Annotated in this window: 19 protein-coding genes and 1 riboswitch; of the genes, 8 read left to right on the top strand and 11 right to left on the bottom strand. The window is 34.8% G+C overall.

What is annotated here, in order from left to right; translation table 11 throughout:
• The first annotated feature begins 100 nt into the window (after positions 1–100).
• Both MOK21_RS01275 and MOK21_RS01270 read left to right on the top strand, forming a co-directional pair.
• Complete coding sequence (locus tag MOK21_RS01275) at positions 101–1099, top strand: sensor histidine kinase (protein ID WP_249072070.1); 999 nt, start codon at positions 101–103, stop codon at positions 1097–1099.
• Entirely contained in the window at positions 1096–1701 is a 606-nt protein-coding gene (locus tag MOK21_RS01270) for a response regulator transcription factor (protein WP_249072068.1), read from the top strand. Before MOK21_RS01275 ends, MOK21_RS01270 begins: the two co-directional genes overlap by 4 nt.
• A 58-nt stretch (positions 1702–1759) precedes the next feature.
• Here MOK21_RS01270 and MOK21_RS01265 read toward each other — a convergent pair whose 3' ends face one another.
• The 3 genes from MOK21_RS01265 to MOK21_RS23675 all read right to left on the bottom strand — a co-directional run bounded on the left by MOK21_RS01265 (position 1760) and on the right by MOK21_RS23675 (position 3905).
• Complete coding sequence (locus tag MOK21_RS01265; RefSeq protein ID WP_249072066.1) at positions 1760–3118, bottom strand: PepSY-associated TM helix domain-containing protein; 1359 nt, start codon at positions 3116–3118, stop codon at positions 1760–1762.
• A 418-nt stretch (positions 3119–3536) separates the two neighbouring features.
• Complete coding sequence (locus MOK21_RS01260; protein ID WP_249072064.1) at positions 3537–3719, bottom strand: hypothetical protein; 183 nt, start codon at positions 3717–3719, stop codon at positions 3537–3539.
• 63 nt (positions 3720–3782) lie between these two features.
• Positions 3783–3905, bottom strand: a complete 123-nt coding sequence (locus tag MOK21_RS23675; protein ID WP_283164562.1) for a hypothetical protein — start codon at positions 3903–3905, stop codon at positions 3783–3785.
• A gap of 31 nt (positions 3906–3936) precedes the next feature.
• A riboswitch (cobalamin riboswitch) is annotated at positions 3937–4128 on the bottom strand.
• Positions 4129–4274: 146 nt separating this feature from the next.
• Here MOK21_RS23675 and MOK21_RS01255 point away from each other — a divergent pair.
• From MOK21_RS01255 to MOK21_RS01240, 4 genes are all read left to right on the top strand, one after another.
• A complete protein-coding gene (locus MOK21_RS01255; protein WP_249072063.1) occupies positions 4275–4850 on the top strand; it encodes a TetR/AcrR family transcriptional regulator in 576 nt (191 codons plus the stop codon).
• 12 nt (positions 4851–4862) lie between these two features.
• On the top strand, positions 4863–5261 hold the full coding sequence (locus tag MOK21_RS01250) for a DUF5367 domain-containing protein (RefSeq protein ID WP_249072061.1): 399 nt from the start codon (positions 4863–4865) through the stop codon (positions 5259–5261).
• A 59-nt stretch (positions 5262–5320) separates the two neighbouring features.
• A complete protein-coding gene (locus MOK21_RS01245; protein WP_249072059.1) occupies positions 5321–5683 on the top strand; it encodes a VOC family protein in 363 nt (120 codons plus the stop codon).
• A gap of 342 nt (positions 5684–6025) precedes the next feature.
• On the top strand, positions 6026–6958 hold the full coding sequence (locus MOK21_RS01240; protein ID WP_249072058.1) for a C40 family peptidase: 933 nt from the start codon (positions 6026–6028) through the stop codon (positions 6956–6958).
• A gap of 89 nt (positions 6959–7047) precedes the next feature.
• Here MOK21_RS01240 and MOK21_RS01235 read toward each other — a convergent pair whose 3' ends face one another.
• Positions 7048–8433: a UDP-N-acetylmuramoyl-tripeptide--D-alanyl-D-alanine ligase gene (locus MOK21_RS01235; protein WP_249072056.1), complete on the bottom strand. Its 1386-nt coding sequence runs from the start codon at positions 8431–8433 to the stop codon at positions 7048–7050.
• A gap of 132 nt (positions 8434–8565) precedes the next feature.
• Positions 8566–9960 carry a UDP-N-acetylmuramoyl-tripeptide--D-alanyl-D-alanine ligase gene (locus tag MOK21_RS01230; RefSeq protein WP_249072054.1) on the bottom strand — a complete coding sequence of 465 codons (1395 nt, stop codon included), beginning with the start codon at positions 9958–9960 and terminating at the stop codon, positions 8566–8568.
• A gap of 149 nt (positions 9961–10109) precedes the next feature.
• Here MOK21_RS01230 and MOK21_RS01225 point away from each other — a divergent pair, with 149 nt between their 5' ends.
• On the top strand, positions 10110–11315 hold the full coding sequence (locus MOK21_RS01225) for an ATP-grasp domain-containing protein (RefSeq protein WP_249072551.1): 1206 nt from the start codon (positions 10110–10112) through the stop codon (positions 11313–11315).
• An 83-nt stretch (positions 11316–11398) separates the two neighbouring features.
• On the opposite strand, the gene MOK21_RS01220 is transcribed toward MOK21_RS01225, so the two are convergent.
• From MOK21_RS01220 to MOK21_RS01200, 5 genes are all read right to left on the bottom strand, one after another.
• A complete protein-coding gene (locus tag MOK21_RS01220; RefSeq protein ID WP_249072053.1) occupies positions 11399–13669 on the bottom strand; it encodes a YheC/YheD family protein in 2271 nt (756 codons plus the stop codon).
• Between the two features lie 111 nt (positions 13670–13780).
• Complete coding sequence (locus MOK21_RS01215) at positions 13781–14212, bottom strand: CotY/CotZ family spore coat protein (protein WP_249072051.1); 432 nt, start codon at positions 14210–14212, stop codon at positions 13781–13783.
• 210 nt (positions 14213–14422) lie between these two features.
• Positions 14423–14758: a DMT family transporter gene (locus tag MOK21_RS01210; protein ID WP_249072048.1), complete on the bottom strand. Its 336-nt coding sequence runs from the start codon at positions 14756–14758 to the stop codon at positions 14423–14425.
• A gap of 14 nt (positions 14759–14772) precedes the next feature.
• Entirely contained in the window at positions 14773–15099 is a 327-nt protein-coding gene (locus tag MOK21_RS01205; RefSeq protein WP_249072046.1) for a DMT family transporter, read from the bottom strand.
• Positions 15100–15104: 5 nt separating this feature from the next.
• Entirely contained in the window at positions 15105–15635 is a 531-nt protein-coding gene (locus MOK21_RS01200; protein WP_249072044.1) for a TetR/AcrR family transcriptional regulator, read from the bottom strand.
• A gap of 191 nt (positions 15636–15826) precedes the next feature.
• Here MOK21_RS01200 and MOK21_RS01195 point away from each other — a divergent pair, with 191 nt between their 5' ends.
• Positions 15827–16522, top strand: coding sequence for an SUKH-4 family immunity protein (locus MOK21_RS01195; protein WP_249072042.1), 696 nt, complete (start codon positions 15827–15829; stop codon positions 16520–16522).
• A 42-nt stretch (positions 16523–16564) separates the two neighbouring features.
• On the opposite strand, the gene MOK21_RS01190 is transcribed toward MOK21_RS01195, so the two are convergent.
• Positions 16565–17839 (bottom strand): DUF5068 domain-containing protein, encoded by a 1275-nt coding sequence (locus MOK21_RS01190; RefSeq protein WP_249072040.1) that lies wholly within the window; start codon positions 17837–17839, stop codon positions 16565–16567.
• Between the last annotated feature and the right edge of the window lie 70 nt (positions 17840–17909).

Genomic DNA, 17909 nt, shown 5'->3' with positions numbered 1-17909 from the left:
TTATCCAAGAGATCAGGCAATACACTATTTAATTATCGATGTTGTATCGCTCGTTTTTTTATTTACCATGGTATTAAGTTCAAATTCACAGTTACCTTTAATGGCTAAAATTATTATCCTTATGTTATTTTTAGTAGCCTTCTATATTGCTTTATGGTCTAGAGATTGGCGTTTACTGTTAGCCTCTTTACTTGGCTTTACACTTATTATCATACTAGGGATTTATGAAGGTTCTGCTATGTTACTTTTTGGATTCACATTTGCCGATTTAATTGGGCGAGCGAAAAAGAAGTGGCATATTGCTTTAGGGATGATAGCCATTGCCCTAATGTTTCTGATCGTTATTTGGTTTGAATCAGGAGCATCTTTCAAATTACAATCCCAAGTATTACTACCTATTATGATTATTCAACTACTATTTCCAATGTTAATTTACTATGTAGAAAAATCAAAAAAACTACAATCGGAATTAACAGTGGTCAATACCCAGCTTGTTCAGCAAGAAGAAAGACAACGTATTGCCAGAGACCTCCACGATACGCTTGGTCATACATTAACAATGATTAAAATAAAAACCGAACTAACAACAAAATTAGTCGATAAAGATACAATGCGTGTGAAAGATGAGCTAAATGATATTTTAGCAACAACACGGACAGCGCTAAAGCAAGTACGAGAATTAGTATCCGATATGAATTTTATTTCGTTGGAAAGTGAACTTATTCATTGTAAACAACATTTACAAACAGCAGATATCTCCATAAAAATCAATAATAACTGTCCAAAGCTCCTACTAGCAAGTGTGGAAGAAACAATGCTGGCTTTATGTCTTCGGGAAGCAACTACGAATATTATGAAACATAGTCAAGCAAAAAAATGCAAAATAGATATCAACTATATAAATGGCATTTTAAAAATAAACATAGTTGACGATGGTGTCGGCTTACATAATCAAGGGCATGGGAACGGATTATCCTCGATGAAAGAAAGAATGAATGCCCTTCTCGGAAATGCTTCAATTGACACTTTACCGACAGGCGGAACGATTGTGACCTTTACACTACCTATCCAACACTATAGAAAGGAGCCAACTACATGATACGAGTATTATTAGCGGAAGATCAACAAATGTTACGTGGCGCTTTAACTTCCTTGTTGTCATTTGAGCCTGATATTAAAGTGATCGCAGAAGTTTCAGATGGTCAAACAGCGTGGGAATGTATTCAACAGGAGCTACCCGATGTTTGTGTATTGGACATCGAAATGCCCCATCTTTCTGGGCTTGAGCTAGCAGAAAAAATTAAACAAGAAAATTTACCGTGCAAGGTGATGATTGTCACTACTTTCGCAAGACCTGGTTATTTACAAAAAGCGATGGATTGTGAGGTACATGGTTATTTATTAAAAGATGAACCAATCGACTATTTAATTGAAACAATTAGAACAGTGATGAATGGTGAAAAGGTCGTCAGCAGAGATTTAGCCGCTACATTGTTTATGAAAGAACAGAATCCGCTAAATGAACGGGAAATTGCTGTTCTACAGCTTGTAAAAGTAGGACTGACAACGAATGAGATTAGTAAAAAACTATTTTTAACGAAAGGTACTATTCGAAACTATTTATCAACTTCTATTCAAAAACTCCATGTTGAGTCTAGGCAACAAGCTGCTCAAGTCGCCAGTGATAAAGGCTGGCTTTAGAACAAGAAAAGCGATACTGTAGTCCTCATTTATAAAGGATGCAGTATCGCTTACTATTTTAATGGACTTCTTTTTTATTTTTAGACACCAAATTGATGACAAACTCTACAAGTAAGACAGCAATTAAAGAAAAGCCAAATAGCGGCATCAGTATTCCTAAAAGAATCATGAAAATGATAAATGGAATGGATACCTTTTGAGAGATTTTAGGTGGTGCCGATAGTATACCTTGTTTCTTTCGCAGTAGCCATGTTCTGAATCCCCAAACAATAACTACTAAAAATGCTAGACATACTAGTAAATTGATTAATTTATTTGGCCAACCAAACAAATGACCTTCATGCAAAGGAATACCCCATGTGAACCATTTGGCAAGAATGCCGTAGTCCTCATAGCCAACTTTGTCAATAAATTTCCCGCTATATTGATCAAAATACATGGTCGTTTCATCATCCGGGCTAACATCAAGACCTGTGACACCTGTGTTACTAGATTTTGCTACTGTATAGACGCCGTCTTCACTAGTAGGATAAATGATTGCGTAAGGTTTTGAAATATTCATTGCATCAATTTCATGTTGTAGCTTTTCCACACTTAGTTGGTTAGGGTTGGCAACATAGCCCATATCTGCTCCCATACCGTGATGAGCTGCATGTCCTGAATCTGACGTTGGAGGAGTTTCTTGACGAGTAGCCCAAGGAATCTCACTTACATCAGATGTAGGTGGCTGTTGCTGCAATAATGGCGTACCGAAAGAAGGATGATCTTGTGAAGCTTGGTAAATATATTTCCCCATAAACGCAGACCATGGTAAGCCTGTGAAAATAATAACAAGCATTGGAATCGTAATCATTGTCCCTACAAGGGCATGAAACTTCCTACTCTTTTGACGTTTGTTTGTCTGCTTTGTTTTCTTTAGTAGTTTTGCTCTAAACGTCATGTAAATGCCTGAAAGCATTAAAAAAATAGCCCAGCAAGCCGCTAATTCAACTAAATAATTAACAAATGTCCCACCAATAAATAAGGAACTATGAGTGTTTCTCATAATATTTGCAAATGTGTAACCAGCATCCTGACCACCAATTATTTGGTTATGATCATCTAAGAACACATATTTCTCTTTGCCATCTGCATTTTTCATTGATAAACGTGTATTATATGGCTCTTCTAACTCAATAATTTTGTTTGTTTTATAGCCCGCATATGATTCTTCTGCAAGTTTTACAGCATCATCAATAGATTGTACCTCGGTTTTTCCACTATCACCAAAAAAGTATTTATCATATAACTGATTTTCAACATTGGTATAAAATAAAAAACCGATACCACTTAATGTTAGCGAAATAAGCAGTGGCGTAATAAATAATGCGGCATAAAAGTGCATTCGCCAAAAGCTTTGATAAAGCGTGTTCTTCATGTTGTATTCTCCAATCTATTATAATCAATTTCGCCTTGGCGTAATTGTAGCTGTCGCTTTGCTTTCGCTACAGATAAACAATGCGTCCGGATTTTGAATTGTGCCTGCACAATTCATTCCTTCCAAAATCCGTGACATCCGCCGGAGGCATCATCTTCATTCAGTAGGTGTTTGCTGAATGAAGATAAGCGCAAAATTATTATATAGATAAAAAGTGAAATAAGAATGAAGTCCTAGAGGTTTTTTTATGACAAATATATGTATTCCTATTAAAATAATAAGTTTATTTAAAATAAAAGAGTAGCCAAACACAATCATTTCTAGTTGGCTACTCAATTTTTTCCTATCCTATTTACAAATTTATATTCACGCTATAGCAATGAAGTTATATGGGATTAAACTGCCGTATACGCCCGATTTATCCTATAAGTTCTTTCATTACATTCTTATAAGCTGTTAAAATATCATTTTTATGATTAGCATCCTGTCCTACATACTGTTCAATTAGCTCCCCTAATGTTTGAAAAGTACCTGTATACTGCATTTCCATAATTTCAATTTTTAACAGACTTTCATAATACTCGATTACTTGTAGATTCATGTGTAACACTCCTTCAAATTTTAAGCATAAAAAAACATCTTTCCTTCTGTCGAAAGATGTTTACTATGACAAAAACACGACATAATACGGTGATTGCCATGGCGAATAAAGCTTTCTATTAGAAATAGAAGCTACCTTTTTAGCAAACATCGTACTATGAGCATGCAGGAGAATTTCTCTAGTCACACTCAACACCCCCTATCCTCGTAGGTTTTTTTGGCTGTACTAGATAAAGGCAGGTCTCCTGGCTTATGTTCATCACACCTTTCACCTTCCCATTACAATGTGGTAACAGTGGTCTTTTGAAACGTGCTCCCATTTACAGTTGCGGGACAGCGCCGGATTTGCACCGATCTTCCCTTTTAAACAAATCGAAATTCCGATTTGTACCTCTATCTTATTATTCCGTTTTTATTATTATACCATAGTATCTAGTATAGTTGAGAGCTTCAATCAATTATCCATCATTGCCAAAAACACACTTGTAAATTAAGGAATATTCTGTTATTTTTAAGTTAGTTATCCAACTAACTAATAAGGATGGAGGGAAATTGAATGGCAAAACCAACTGGTATTGAAAAGTCAGATTTATTAACGGCTGCCAAGCAAAGTTTAGTCGAAAAAGGGATTGAAAAGTTCACCTTAAAAGCTGTTGCTGAGCAAGCGGGTGTGACACAAGGCACTATTTATTATCATTTCAAATCAAAAGAGCAAATCATTCTCGAAATTGTCCAAGACATCTGTGAAAATTCTTGGAATGAGCTTTTGTTGACGGATCAAGAAATAATTCAAACTGCACTTCTCTCGGCAAAAAGTCGATATGAAAATGATGCTTTTTATCATAAATTATTTTTCACCTTAATCGTCTTTGGCTTTACTAACCCGATTATAAGACAGCAAATTGGCCAAATTTTAGCAGCTGAAAATGAACATTTATGTAATGTTTTAGGAAAATTATGGCATACTTCTCCCATCGATGGTGTGTCAATGGAAACTTGGAGTATTTTTTTCAATGCCCTTATGGATGGGTTAGCGTTACAAGTAATGATGCGGGACGATTTCGATGTAGATTTATTTTATCAGCAATTAGAAATAATCATTCAGACACTACACCGTCTAGGAAAAAATTAAGGAGGGATAACTATGCCATTCTTTTTATGCTGGGGTTTTGGGATTTGGCTTGCAGCTAGTGCTGTATTTCGATTAGTTGGACATTATTTTTTCACCCTTGAACATCCTTTCCTCATGATAAGTGCTTACATTGTAACTATTCCACTCATTTGGGTAGCTACAATACCTATTTATTCCTTGAAAAAGATAAAGGGTACAGAGCGATTTCTAGCTTCTATCTGTATCGCGTTACCCGGCATGCTCATCGATGCAGTCGTATTATTAATTTTCGACAAAGCTTTTCCGAATTTATCAGCGGATGTAGATCGTTATTTCGCCTCATGGCTTCTATGGGCCTATTCTCTAATACTTCTTACCGGTTTTTTAAAGACTTCATTTTTGAAGAACAATTCTATTTATTCCTCAAATTAAAGGGTTTGGAATGATTATCCTAGAAGTATATATTGAAGATACATTAAGGAGGAGAGAAAATGGTTATAGGTTTACATCACGTTCAAATAACGATTCCAAAAGGTGAAGAGGAAAAAGGAAGACATTTTTACTGTCAAGTATTAGGACTAAAAGAACTAGAAAAGCCTGATTCGCTTAAAGGACGAGGTGGATTTTGGTTACAGGTCGGCAATAAAGAAGTACATGTCGGAACAGAAGATGGTTTTGATAGATTAACGACAAAAGGTCATATTGCCTATCAAGTTGAAAATATAGAACGGTGGAAAAAGATATTAGCCGAACATCATATAGAAATTTTCGATTCCGTTCCTATTCCTCATTTTGAGCGCTTTGAATTTAGAGATCCATTCGGCAATAGAGTGGAGATGATTCAGGAAATTTAAAAGATCATTTAACGAACAGTTGAATAGAAGTTACTGTCTATTCAACTGGTATGTTGTTAAAAAATATAGTGATTGGCGCATAAGACAGACGTTTTATCGCCCAACTTTATTAGAGGTGCTTGACCTTTATTTCCACAAACACTTCACCCAACTGAAACATTTGTAATAAAACTGTAAATTAAAGCGATGAAGCCCTTTATATCAGTTGTTTACAGCGAATCAGCATTCACCGTGGTAACAATTACCTCAAAGAAGCCCTACTTTTTCATGCTACGATTAATTCCAATGGAAAGCCAAAACAGGATTAATCTTAACAATTAGCTTCAGGAGGAACTTTACAACATGAATAAACGATTTTTAACCACAACATTAGCATTGACGATAGGTTTTAGTACAGTGGGAATGGTACAACCAACAATTCAGCCAATAGAAGTAGAGGCTGCAACAACTAATGCTCAAAATAACGCACAAGCTGTTTCTACGAAAGCAGATCAATTAATTCAAACTGGAAAAAGCTTAATTGGTAAGGCGACATACAGTAATACAACATACAAGGCTACATATCCATATAAATTTTCTTGTGCCTCATTTATTATGTATATTTTCGAGAAAAATGGTGTTGACCTTGCGACATATAATGAAAATTATATGATACAACAAGGGACATATGTGGCAAGAAATCAATTACAAAAAGGCGATTTACTTTTCTTTAAGAGTAAAAAAACAGGAACAGATCCTGACCATGTAGGAATGTATATTGGAAACAATCAAATGATACACATGGCTGATTCTAAGCAAAATATTATTATTTCTGATTTAAATAGCAAGCCCTATTATACCAATAATTATGTAGGTGCCCGTAGAGTATTACCTACTTTACTTTCTGCAAATCCTGCAACAAAAGGCGATAAAATTGTTGAAAACGCCTTTAATTATAAAAATAAAGTAACGATTGGTTCTACAAACAATGAAGCAAGTCTTCGCTTTACTGCGTCAGGTTTTGTAGACTTTATCTATCGTAAGAATGGCATTAAACTTGGTACAACCAATTTAAAGGAACAAATGAATGTTGGAACAACGGTTTCTCGTACCAATTTAAAAAAGGGTGATTTAGTATTCTTTAATAGTGTTAAAGGCTCTAAAACGCCTTCACAAGTAGCTATCTATGCAGGAGATCAACGTCTTATCATTCCAAATTCAAATGGTGTTATGACAAGAGTACTACTACTTGACTATTATAAAGAGCATTATATTACAGCTAAACGTGTTTTTTAAGAAAGTTTACTAGAAGCTTCATTTTGAGATGCTCAACAGAATTAATGTTTTAAAAAAAGAAGCTTTCCTTAAGGAAGCTTCTTTTTCTATTATTTATTTTTTAACTGATTGGCAAATTCTATCATAGATTTGCTAGACATTGGACCTTTAATAAGAACAATGGTTTCACTATCGAGCTTATGCTTTAGTACATCTAAAACGCCTATAACATCTTTAAACATATGAACATCTGCCTTAGTGCCTTCCTTCAAAGCTTGGTTCGCAATATTTTCTGCTCTATTGCCAATAGTAATAAGCGTATCAATATTTCTCTTCGCGACCAATGTGCCTATCTCTCGATGGTATTTTTCTTCGAAATTTCCTAATCTCTTAATATCACCTAAAATAAGAATTACTTTCTTCCCTTTTCCTATCGTATCTAAAACCTTTAGTGCCGCTTCAACAGAAGTCGGGTTATTTGTCCAAGTATCATCTACTATAGTACATTCACCGATGCCCGTAGAAAATTCTAAGTGTCTTGCCATCGTTTTGAACGTTTTTAATTGCGAAATTGCAACAGCAATGGAAAGTCCCATTTCCTTCACTGCAGCTATAGCCGCTAATGCATTATATACTTGGTGTTCTCCGTATCCTGGAACAAATAAATTGTATTTGTTATTTGACACTTTTAGTACAAATTTCATGCCGCCTTTTGTGAATTGTATATTCGTAGCTTGATAATCTGCCTTTTCGTTGACGCCAAAGGTAATAATCTTTCCTTTAAATTTGTTTAGGGGGATTTTTTTTATGTTTTCATCATCACCATTAATGATTAACGTGCCATCTTTTCTTATTCCTTCTACAATTTCAGCCTTTGCCTTGATATAACCATCAAGATTATTGCATCCATCTAAATGATGGACACCAATATTCGTAATAATACCAATCGTAGGCTGATAGATCATACATTGGTGTTTAATATTCCCGATATTACCCAACCCTAATTCAAAGATAGCTGCTTTTGTATTCTGATCGATTCCAGTCAAGTACGGTAAGGATTGCCGTGGCTCATTTTTACTGCTAACAGATGCTTGAACATTCCATTCCTTACTAGCTATGTGTTTAATCATTTCTTTCGTTGTCGTTTTACCACATGTTCCGGTCAAAGCAACGACTGGTATTTGAAATAAATTTCTGTAATGCCCCATGAATTTCCAATAGGCATGTAAAATACTCTTGACGCGTATAACGGTCGTATTCTTCAGCGCATTTTTCAATTCCTCTGATGATTTATCAGAAATGACTAGAGATGGTCCCTTTCGATCTATTTCTTGCCAGTTAATTTGATCACTTTTACTAACAAACATAAGTGTATGATGTTGAGTCAGTTCATGTCGGTTATAATAAATTGCATGTTTAACAGACCAGTGTTCAGAACCACTTAATAATTCTCCTTGTAATAATTTTCTTATATCGCTCACACTTATATGTTGCAAGTTGACTACGCCCCCTTTCTATAAAGTATATTTCTGAATAAATGAGTATCATAGTTTTTGCATTTCTAGCAGTTGACTATAGATATGCTCATTCTAGTAAATGAAGAAAAAAAACATTTATTTAGGTGAAATCTATTCAGAAGAAGATGATTTTTTTATTTTTAAATCATCTGCCAACTTAGAAACTTCTTTACTATACATATCTCCTTTAATGAAAAGAACCGTATTTTCATCTACGATGTCTTCTAACAATTTATAGACGCGCGTACTATTTTTAAAAATATACACTGGTGAACTCATTCCCGCCTCAATGGCATGAAGCGCCATAATGCTTGCATGTTCCCCTATCGTAATAAGCACATCGACCCCAATTTCACTAATTAATTCTCCCGCTTGTTCGTGAATGATATATCCCCAAGACCCTAAATCTGTTATCGTTCCAATAATGGCAATCGTTTTCTTGCCTTCTCCGAGCGCTTTCAAAACCTTTAATCCTGCCTCTAAAGAAGTAGTCGTAATATTCCATGTATCATCTAGTAATATGGAATTATTAATGCCCTTAAAAACCTGAAGCTGCTTATTCAATTTTCGGAATGATGGCAGTTTTTCAGCAGCTAAAGAAATCGGCAAACCCATTTCACAAATAGCTGCAATCGCAGTAAGTGCATTATATACTTGATGCTCACCAAAACCTGGTACATAGATTTCATAGAGTTTCTTCTTGTGATGAACATTGAACAGCATCCCATTTTTGTGGTAGTGAATATTACTTGCTTGAAAATCACAGGATTCATGCTTACCTACTTTAATAATGCGTCCTTGAAACTTCGATAAATCTATTTTACTTGTGTTGATATCATCAGCATTAAGGATTAAGGAACCTGTGGGACTAATAATATCCAGCATTTCACCCTTTGCTCGGATATATCCCTCTAAAGTTTTACAATAATTTAAATGATGCGCTCCTATATTTGTAATAATCCCAATAGTCGGCTTGAAATATTCCCCAGCAAGTTTGATATCCCCCGGTGAACCAACAGCAGTTTCAAAAACGGCTGCGTCGGTATGATCATCAATATTCAGTAAATATTGTAAAGAAGCAGTTCTAGAATTACTACTAAGTGGCGTCGATGCTACATTTTTTTCTGCAGAAAGTATATGTTTGATCATTTCCTTCGTCGTCGATTTACCAGAAGTACCAGTAATGGCTACAACAGGGATATTAAATTGATTGCGATAAAAATTTACAAACTTCCAATATGCCTCATCTGAATCTTTTACTTTAATGATGATTATTTGCTCAGGTAATTCATTTTGACTGTATAGTCTATCGGTTACAAGCACTATAGGATAAAGTGACTCATAATCTTTCCAGTTCACAATACGCTTATTTGTAAAAAGGGCGGTATTTGGTTTTTTCACTTGCTTTAGTCGATAAGCGCCGTGTTGAATTAACACTTCCCCCGACCCTTGCACTAAATGACCTGCAGTAATGACTGTTAAATTCTGCACCGTAAGAGGCTTCATATTATTTTTCCCTCCTTTCCACTCTAGTATATGTAACTTCTTAAAAGTTGCTTGGATGTATACGAGATACTTAACTAGAGGAAATCTATTTCTTCGCATATATATATAGTTGATTAAGTATCTAAGGAACAATAGAAGGAGTGATATACCTGAAAACAATAATATTTATTGGCACAAACAAATCCGGGTCAAGTCGTGATGCAACAAAAGCAGCAGAAAAATTAGGTTATTATACTGTCCTTTTTACAAACAATAAAAAGCAGTTACAACAGAGAAAAGCCTACCCAGATATTCATAAAATGATTCTTATTGATACTTCGAATATAGAAGACATGAAAGATGAAATTTATAATTTAACTAAAACTGGGTTAGAAATAAAATCTATTGTTAGTTTTGTCGATCCTTTTGTCCATATAGCCTCCATTTTATGTGATGAATTTTGTGACAACTATACATCTTCAACAGCTATTGAAATGATGGAGGATAAAGAAAAAACTAGAAACTTTTTAAAGAATCAGCCTTATTCTCCTAAGTTTTTTCTTCTTAAACCAAATGAGTCCTTCTCTAATAATCCGGAGTTTCCACTTATTGTTAAATCTCCAAAATCAACAGGCTCCAAAGATGTATTGTTAGCAAACAACTCAGACCAATTAAAGAAACACCTGAGCTATCTGAGAAGCAAAAATCCTCGAGAAACAATAATGATTGAAGAATATATCGAAGGTCCACAATATTTAGTAGAAGCACTTATCTATAAACGGCAAGCTAATATCATCGGTATTATTGAACAAGAAATTACTCAAGGTAAACGTTTTATCATTACTGGATATGGTGTTCTCGTTAAAGCTCCAAAAGAAATTCAAGCTGGTCTTGAGGAAGTTCTCAAATCTATTGTTAAAGCGTTTAATATCGAAAATGGTGCGCTGCATTTAGAACTTCGTTTAACAAAGAATGGCTGGAAGCTTATTGAGATTAATCCACGAATCTCAGGGGGAGCAATGAATACTATGCTTCACGCCGCCTTTGGATTTAATCTAGTGGAAGAAACACTTAAATTATTTTTAGGTGAGCGCCCCGATATTAATCCAAAGCATAGAAAGTTTGTCTATACAAAATACGTCATTGTTGAAACTAAAGGGATTTTAGAAAAAGTTATTGGAAGAAATAAAGCAGCTAATTCACCAGGAGTTGTGGATGTATATGTGAAGCCGAAAAGAGGGACATTGCTGACCCCTCCTTTATCGATGGGACATCGTTATGCATATGTAATTGCGGAAGGTGCGACATTAGCTGAAGCTAAAAATAAAGCGATAAATGCCGCGAAAGAAATAAAGTTCATCCTAAAAGTATCCTAGATTTAAAATATAAATGCTGTCCTACAAAAAATATCCCGAATAATTGTCTCCTTTTATAAGGTCAATTACTCGGGCTTTTTTATTTACTCTTTAAAACGTTGATCTAAAAATTTAACCGTTTCAAACATATTCGTTTTACTAGCACCCTTTACTAAAATGGTGTCGTGCGGTTTTATGACTTTCTCTAAGAGAGCATGCAATTTTTCCTTATCGAGGAAATGATAAATTTTAGAAGGATCCATCCCTTTTGCCTTCGCTGCCGCTCCTATTTCCTCCGTTCTGAAACCATAGGTGATGAATAGATCAATGTCTTGCTCATAAATGTATTCACCCAGTTTACGATATTCCTCTTCTCTCAAATTCCCTAATTCTCGCATTTGACCAATAATTGCCACTTTACGTTGCTTCGCAATATTAGTAAGAACATCGATCGCAGCACGTACGCCCTGAGGATGAGAGTGAACGGTATCATCAATGACCGTAATGTCATCACGGCAGTTATAAATGGTTAATCTTCTAGGTGGTTTTTTGAAATTTAACCCCGCTTTAATATCTGTTGGACTAAATCCTAAAAAATCTGCCACCGCAACGGCATTCAGCGCATTGTAAACATGATGTTCTCCCAAAATTGGGATATACATGGCCATTTCCTGGCCTTGTAGCTTAATTTTAAACGTCATACCGATGTCTTTATATTGAATATCATATGCTTTATAGTCTGCTGCGGAATGAATACCTACTGTTATGATTTTTCCTTTAAACTGCTGTGTCTCTAAATATTTTGAATTCTCATCATCCTTATTTAGGATTAATAAACCGTTTTGGTCCATTCCATGGATTAATTCCGATTTTGCCTTGGCAACCCCTTTAATATCTCCCTCAAAGTTGCCCACATGAGCTAAACCGATATTTGTAATAATACTAATATTCGGTTGGATAATGCTACAGTGATTTGTTATGATACCTGGATAAGCCATTCCGTACTCAAGCACAACAGCCTCGTGTGAAGCATTAATTTCTTCTTTATGTTTTTTCGTATGTTCTGTTGTATTCCAATAATCTTTTGACTCAAAGATATTCCATTTTTCTGATAAAACGGAAGCAAGAAAAGCTTTGGATGTCGTTTTTCCAGCGCTACCGGTAATGGCGATAATCGGTAAAGGCTTTTCTTCGACTGTATCCTTATTTACCTGCTGTGGCATAATTTCTCTTTTAATTTCAGTTTTATCCTCGTTGTCCTCTTGCTGTGTAATTTCGCTTTTCACTTCACTTATACCTTTATTTTTCTTTAGTTGCCTAATTTCCCTTTTAATTTGTTTCTGGTTGTTAGCAAGGTACATTGCATACCTGATCGTATTGATCACCACATCTAATTCTAAATAAAAAGCAGGAGGGCAACCTGGTCGCCAGTTTACTTCATACATCCAAATTTTCCTTTGATCATCTAAACCGATATCAATGCCAATTTCATCAATAACTTCTCCAAATTGCAGCATCTGAATTTCATCTAAATGTCGTGCTAGTGACAAGGAAAAATGCTCTAACATCCGACGAATATCATAAGCTTCTTCTTTAAATTCCTGCTCTAAAAAAGGATCTAAATAATTCGTAAAACCACCATTGTTAATATTCGGTATAATCGAGCCATTTGGTGCAATTCGTGGATAAATCGTCGTGATCACCCATTCACCCTCACCATTTTTTTGAACATGAAGACGAAAATCATATATTTGACCTGATTTTGTTTTGGATTGGATATAAGGCTGCACGATATAAGTACCTGTTGAAAGTTGCCCTTTAATTAATTCATCTAACTGTGACTTTGAATAAACAGTAGTTTCCCTATCCTTCTTTACCTCAAAGTTAGTTCTACCTGATTTCGAAATAAAATAAATCCCTTTTCCCTTCCGTCCATCTATCGGTTTAAATACGACTTTTTTATAATAAGCCATAAAATTATGGAGTAAATCAACATTTTCCACAACTTCAGAGGGAATTAAATACTTCTCAAATTCCTTTGCTTCTTTCAGTCTCCTCATAACGTTCCATTTATTCCCTATAGAATACGTTGTAAAAGGTATTTCCTTCTTCAACTTCTCAATAATGTCCTTTGATACCGATAATTTTTCTGGACTCCCTGCATTATATATAACATCTGGGAATGGCATCATTTTTTCATGCCAATCTCCATTTTCATATACCTTACCTCTTATGGAACGTTTATCAAAATCAACGCTTCTTGGTGTAAAGTAAAAAAACTGAGCCCCCTCTGCTTTTGCAACGGCCGCATATGCATATGACTTAATAACTGTTCGAGGATCTAGACGATGATGTAACATTCCGATAATTGTCATTCATTAATCTCTTCCTTTCATAGGATTCTCTCTCTAATAAATTCAATGAAAACAACTTGCACCTAGACAGATGCTCTAATTTTTTTGTTATTTTAGTAGGTTACTATTGCATCACCATTTAGGTTCAATGATAAATTTCCCTTTTAACATGTCAGGCTTTAATAACTGAATCGCAGATATCCCACTTAATTCAATGGATTTTTCTGAGGATGTTCGCTCTAATCGGACAACCTCTGCTATCAAATTCGTATCATGTCCTTCATAATCATAGGCTCGCAAAAGCGACACAGTTCCTCGACAACTTTCTCTATCAATGGCCTCTATGCGAAAAAACTCTGTTTCAAACTGCTTTACAGTATCCATTAACCTTAAATGTGTACCGTTGTGTGTTATTAAAAAAAAGGGAATTGTATCACTTCCCGCTATTTTCACAAGCAGCTGACCAAAATATTTAGAATGAAAATCCTTTATCATATCCTGGAGTGCTTTTATATCATAGAGCGCTTCACATAGAAAATGGTTTTTTTTATGTTCCTTATTCATTTCCCCAGCCCTCCTCATTGAGCGATCCATAAACACAAGTACAAAAGTATTTAACACCTTCTCGCTATAATATGTAGCCATTAGGAATATGACGACTTTTTTCGAAAAGAATCACTATAAAATTGGTTTTTAAATGAATGGGGAGACTAAGTAAAGAGCTATTTCAATTACAGGATTTAAAAAAGCAAACGTCCAAAAATGAACGTTTGCCTATGTAGTCGCATCATGTTGATCTCCCTGATTTAGAAGAATAACACCACCAATAATTAGTGTAATTCCGATTGCTGAATATAGATTAAACATATCTCCCCAGACAACGATTCCAACAATGACCGTTAATGCTGTACCTATACCTGACCAAACGGCGTAAGCAAGACTTAATGGTAGCGTTTTTAAGCATAGGGATAATGAGTAAAACGAAATGCCATATCCGAATGCGACAGCTATCGAGGGTCCAAGTATTGTAAATGCTTCTGAAAACTTAAGCATCGTTGTTGCAAATACTTCACTGACAATGGATAACGCTAAAAATAAATAACCCTTCATTGACAAATTCCTCCTTAATGTCCGCTACCAGCAAGGTTTAATATAATGACACCGACAATAATAAATAAAATACCCATCAGCTTTTTTAGATTGAATAATTCCTTATAAAAGACCACACCAACTATCGCAGTCAGTGCCGTCCCAACTCCTGCCCATATTGCATAGGCTGTACCAATTGCGAGAGATTGCAATGTTAAGGATAGAAAATAAAAAGCTGTTCCATATCCAAGCACTACACCTATTGATGGTAGTATTCGTTTAAAGCCATTTGTAAGTTTTAGCATCGAGCTAGCAAAAACCTCTGAAATAATGGAAATGAATAAAAAACCAAAAGCACTCATGTAGGTTAGTCCTTCCTTGTCATATGCATTAATTGTTCAAAGACACCTTCTGTTTCCTTAGCGGAAATCGGTGCGATATTTAGCAGTTTTGAATAATACAATCCATCAATCGTTAAGCGAATTAGATGAACAACGGAAACGTCCAAGCCATCCTGAAACAATTCCTCTAGTAAACATTCATAAACGGCCGAGATGGATGAGTGGTCATTTTGCAATAGTTGAACCGCAATATTTAAGGATCCCCCATTTGCTAGATCTTTTTGGGAAGCTAAAATAAACGCTCTCGTTAATCTACCTTTCCCTTGCTCAAGACTTGCTTGATGCTCATAAAATTGTACAACATCGTTTAAAATCGTTTCAGCGATTGCTGATTGAAGTGCATCCTTCGTTTTAAAATGATACAATAAACCACCTTTACTAATGTTCGCCCTATCAGCAACTTTATCTAAGGTTAACGTGCTTAAATCATTGTCTTTTAAATACTGAATCGCCGCTTCAATAATATGTAATCGTTTTAAATCTGCTTTTGATGACACACAATTGCCTCCTTATACAATAAAAAAACCGTCCGGACGGTCTTTTTTATTGTATAGGTCTTCATTGATAGCGTCAATTATATTAAATATATAAGGCAATCGTTATTTATTTTATCTTTATATATAGCAGACTAAATTCAGTATAATAATATTAGCCCATCACCAATAACTTTGAAAGGAAGGCTATACAATTGGATTCTTTACCTACATACAGAGCGATCTTGCAAATGGACCAGAAAGGAATCTCTCAAACTTCAATTGATTTTTTAGTAAAAAATATTGGAGATGACTTTGAAAAGTTTCGTAAGAAATATAAATTTTTATCGATAACAAAAGGTTTTTTGAGAAGTTATTACTCACTTTTAGAAACGAAATTAAAAGCAGAAATATCATATTTAGAACAAGCTGGTGAGGAGGAACCTTTAAAGAAACTTGAAAGCGATTGGTACTATGCAGATATTATCAATAAACTACCGAATTATTTACTGTTTGAGGATTTCTATCTGTTGAAAGAGCATACCGATCATGAATATTTTGCACTCAGTAACACTAGTGATGAAATTTTTTTAATTGACTATAGCCATTTTGAAAACTTAGAAAGCATCTATGTAAATTCATCAATAGAGGCTTTTTGTCATTCATTGGAGGTCTATAAACGTTTCGTCAATAAAATTGTGAAATACTATAATAATTTTCGAGATAAAGAGGAAATGAAGTTTAGTGATGAAATACTAGCCATCCCTCATCAATTAAGGACTAAATTGCGAAAAATTGACCCTACTATCCTTCCTTTCCATTATTGGGAGAAGAAATGTACTGAATGGGAGGAAAAACTCGTGATGCTAGAATCGTCCCATCGCAAAGGATTAGGGCTAAAAGGATGGTAAATTAAATTAAGCCCTCTCAAATTGTGAGAGGGCTCCTGCCATTTATTTAGGTAAAGTAAACGTTTCTTTTTTACCTTTTGAAGTATCCTTTACATCTTTATCTCGAATAGGACCTAATTCAACTTCAAAGCTTTTATCTTTCCATATTTTCTCATATTGTTCTTGATCTAAAGCAAATACTTGTAATAGCTCGCCAGTTTCGCCAGCTTTAATGACGTCATTATACTTGTAATTTAATAGCATACCCTCGCTTAATGAATATTGCATGCCATCGTTAACTGATAACTTCGAAGTCATCGCAGATAAGCCAATTTCACTTGTCGCTTTATTTTCTAGCTTAAATTTCACTGTTAATAAAGTGACACCGTTCGTGAAATTAGAGAAACGAGGAGCTTCCACCTCATTAGGTGTGAATTGTGTAAACTGGTACCCTTCTAGAATAGCATTTACATCTCCTATTTTCTTACTTTCATTGATGTCGCTTTTTTCTTTCAACATCTTCTTTTCACCCATATTGTCCAATGTTACTTTATCTTGATAAAATGACGAATCACTTGCTACTTTTTTCGAACCATCCCTATTTAAAGCAAGATTAAATCTTCCATCTGAACCGAGCGTAGAGCTATAATTTTCTTTTTCAGTATACGGTTTTGGAACCTCTACCGTTACTGTTCCTAATTCATTGATTTTTGCTAAATCTGTTTCACCGAATGGATAAGCGATATACCCCGTTATCTCTTCACCTGCTTTTAACAAATAATCAGTCTTGTAGCCTAGTTTTGTTGGTAATTGACTTTCTTCCGGAATTAAATCCTTGTCATTCGTATAAATTTTATTTGCACCTGTAAATGTAAGATCTAAACTAGGCATATAATAAACATCTTTATCCATATCATTCTTCACTGTATATTTAGCTAAAATAACACCGCCGTTAGTTTGTTCTCCAAATGGAATATTAAAATCTGTGTGGAAATCCTTTAATTCTACAACGGAATAGGCATCAAGCGAAATTGAGACCTTCTCCATTTTATGTACTTGCGATTCATTATTTTCAAAAAGGACTTTCGTTTTCCCTTGAGTTTCCTTTTCCATATATGAAATTAAAGAAGCAAAGTCTGCTGAACCTTTAATGGATTCTTGATCTTTTTTAGATTCTTCCTTTTCGACTTTATCTTTATCTTTCGCCTGTCCTTTTTCCTCCTGTGTTTTCTTCGGTTCATCGTCTTTTTTTGTTTCATCCGCGCTTTTACCACAACCTCCAAGAATAATTGAAGTTGATAAAATTAGCGAAGACATTAAAAATAAACTCTTTTTCATATTTTCCTCCAAGGTGTATCTTAAAAATTTTTAGCTCAACTCTAAAATCAGAATATAAAGGCAATTTTTT

Origin of the sequence: Lysinibacillus sp. BPa_S21, assembly GCF_023337795.1 — a bacterium.
Classification (GTDB): domain Bacteria; phylum Bacillota; class Bacilli; order Bacillales_A; family Planococcaceae; genus Lysinibacillus.
The sequence above is the reverse complement of the archived record's forward strand: the minus strand, read 5'-3'. Positions and strand labels throughout refer to the sequence as shown.

Excerpts from the sequence above, each read along its gene's own strand:
- MOK21_RS01220 (WP_249072053.1), bottom strand. The coding sequence starts at position 13,669 with ATGACAATTATCGGAATGTTACATCATCGTCTAGATCCTCGAACAGTT.
- MOK21_RS01240 (WP_249072058.1), top strand. The coding sequence starts at position 6,026 with ATGAATAAACGATTTTTAACCACAACATTAGCATTGACGATAGGTTTT.
- MOK21_RS01270 (WP_249072068.1), top strand. The coding sequence starts at position 1,096 with ATGATACGAGTATTATTAGCGGAAGATCAACAAATGTTACGTGGCGCT.
- MOK21_RS01230 (WP_249072054.1), bottom strand. The coding sequence starts at position 9,960 with ATGAAGCCTCTTACGGTGCAGAATTTAACAGTCATTACTGCAGGTCAT.
- MOK21_RS01205 (WP_249072046.1), bottom strand. The coding sequence starts at position 15,099 with ATGAGTGCTTTTGGTTTTTTATTCATTTCCATTATTTCAGAGGTTTTT.
- MOK21_RS01265 (WP_249072066.1), bottom strand. The coding sequence starts at position 3,118 with ATGAAGAACACGCTTTATCAAAGCTTTTGGCGAATGCACTTTTATGCC.
- MOK21_RS01215 (WP_249072051.1), bottom strand. The coding sequence starts at position 14,212 with ATGAATAAGGAACATAAAAAAAACCATTTTCTATGTGAAGCGCTCTAT.
- MOK21_RS01245 (WP_249072059.1), top strand. The coding sequence starts at position 5,321 with ATGGTTATAGGTTTACATCACGTTCAAATAACGATTCCAAAAGGTGAA.
- MOK21_RS01190 (WP_249072040.1), bottom strand. The coding sequence starts at position 17,839 with ATGAAAAAGAGTTTATTTTTAATGTCTTCGCTAATTTTATCAACTTCA.
- MOK21_RS01260 (WP_249072064.1), bottom strand. The coding sequence starts at position 3,719 with ATGAATCTACAAGTAATCGAGTATTATGAAAGTCTGTTAAAAATTGAA.
- MOK21_RS01275 (WP_249072070.1), top strand. The coding sequence starts at position 101 with ATGGCTAAAATTATTATCCTTATGTTATTTTTAGTAGCCTTCTATATT.
- MOK21_RS01250 (WP_249072061.1), top strand. The coding sequence starts at position 4,863 with ATGCCATTCTTTTTATGCTGGGGTTTTGGGATTTGGCTTGCAGCTAGT.
- MOK21_RS01210 (WP_249072048.1), bottom strand. The coding sequence starts at position 14,758 with ATGAAGGGTTATTTATTTTTAGCGTTATCCATTGTCAGTGAAGTATTT.
- MOK21_RS01255 (WP_249072063.1), top strand. The coding sequence starts at position 4,275 with ATGGCAAAACCAACTGGTATTGAAAAGTCAGATTTATTAACGGCTGCC.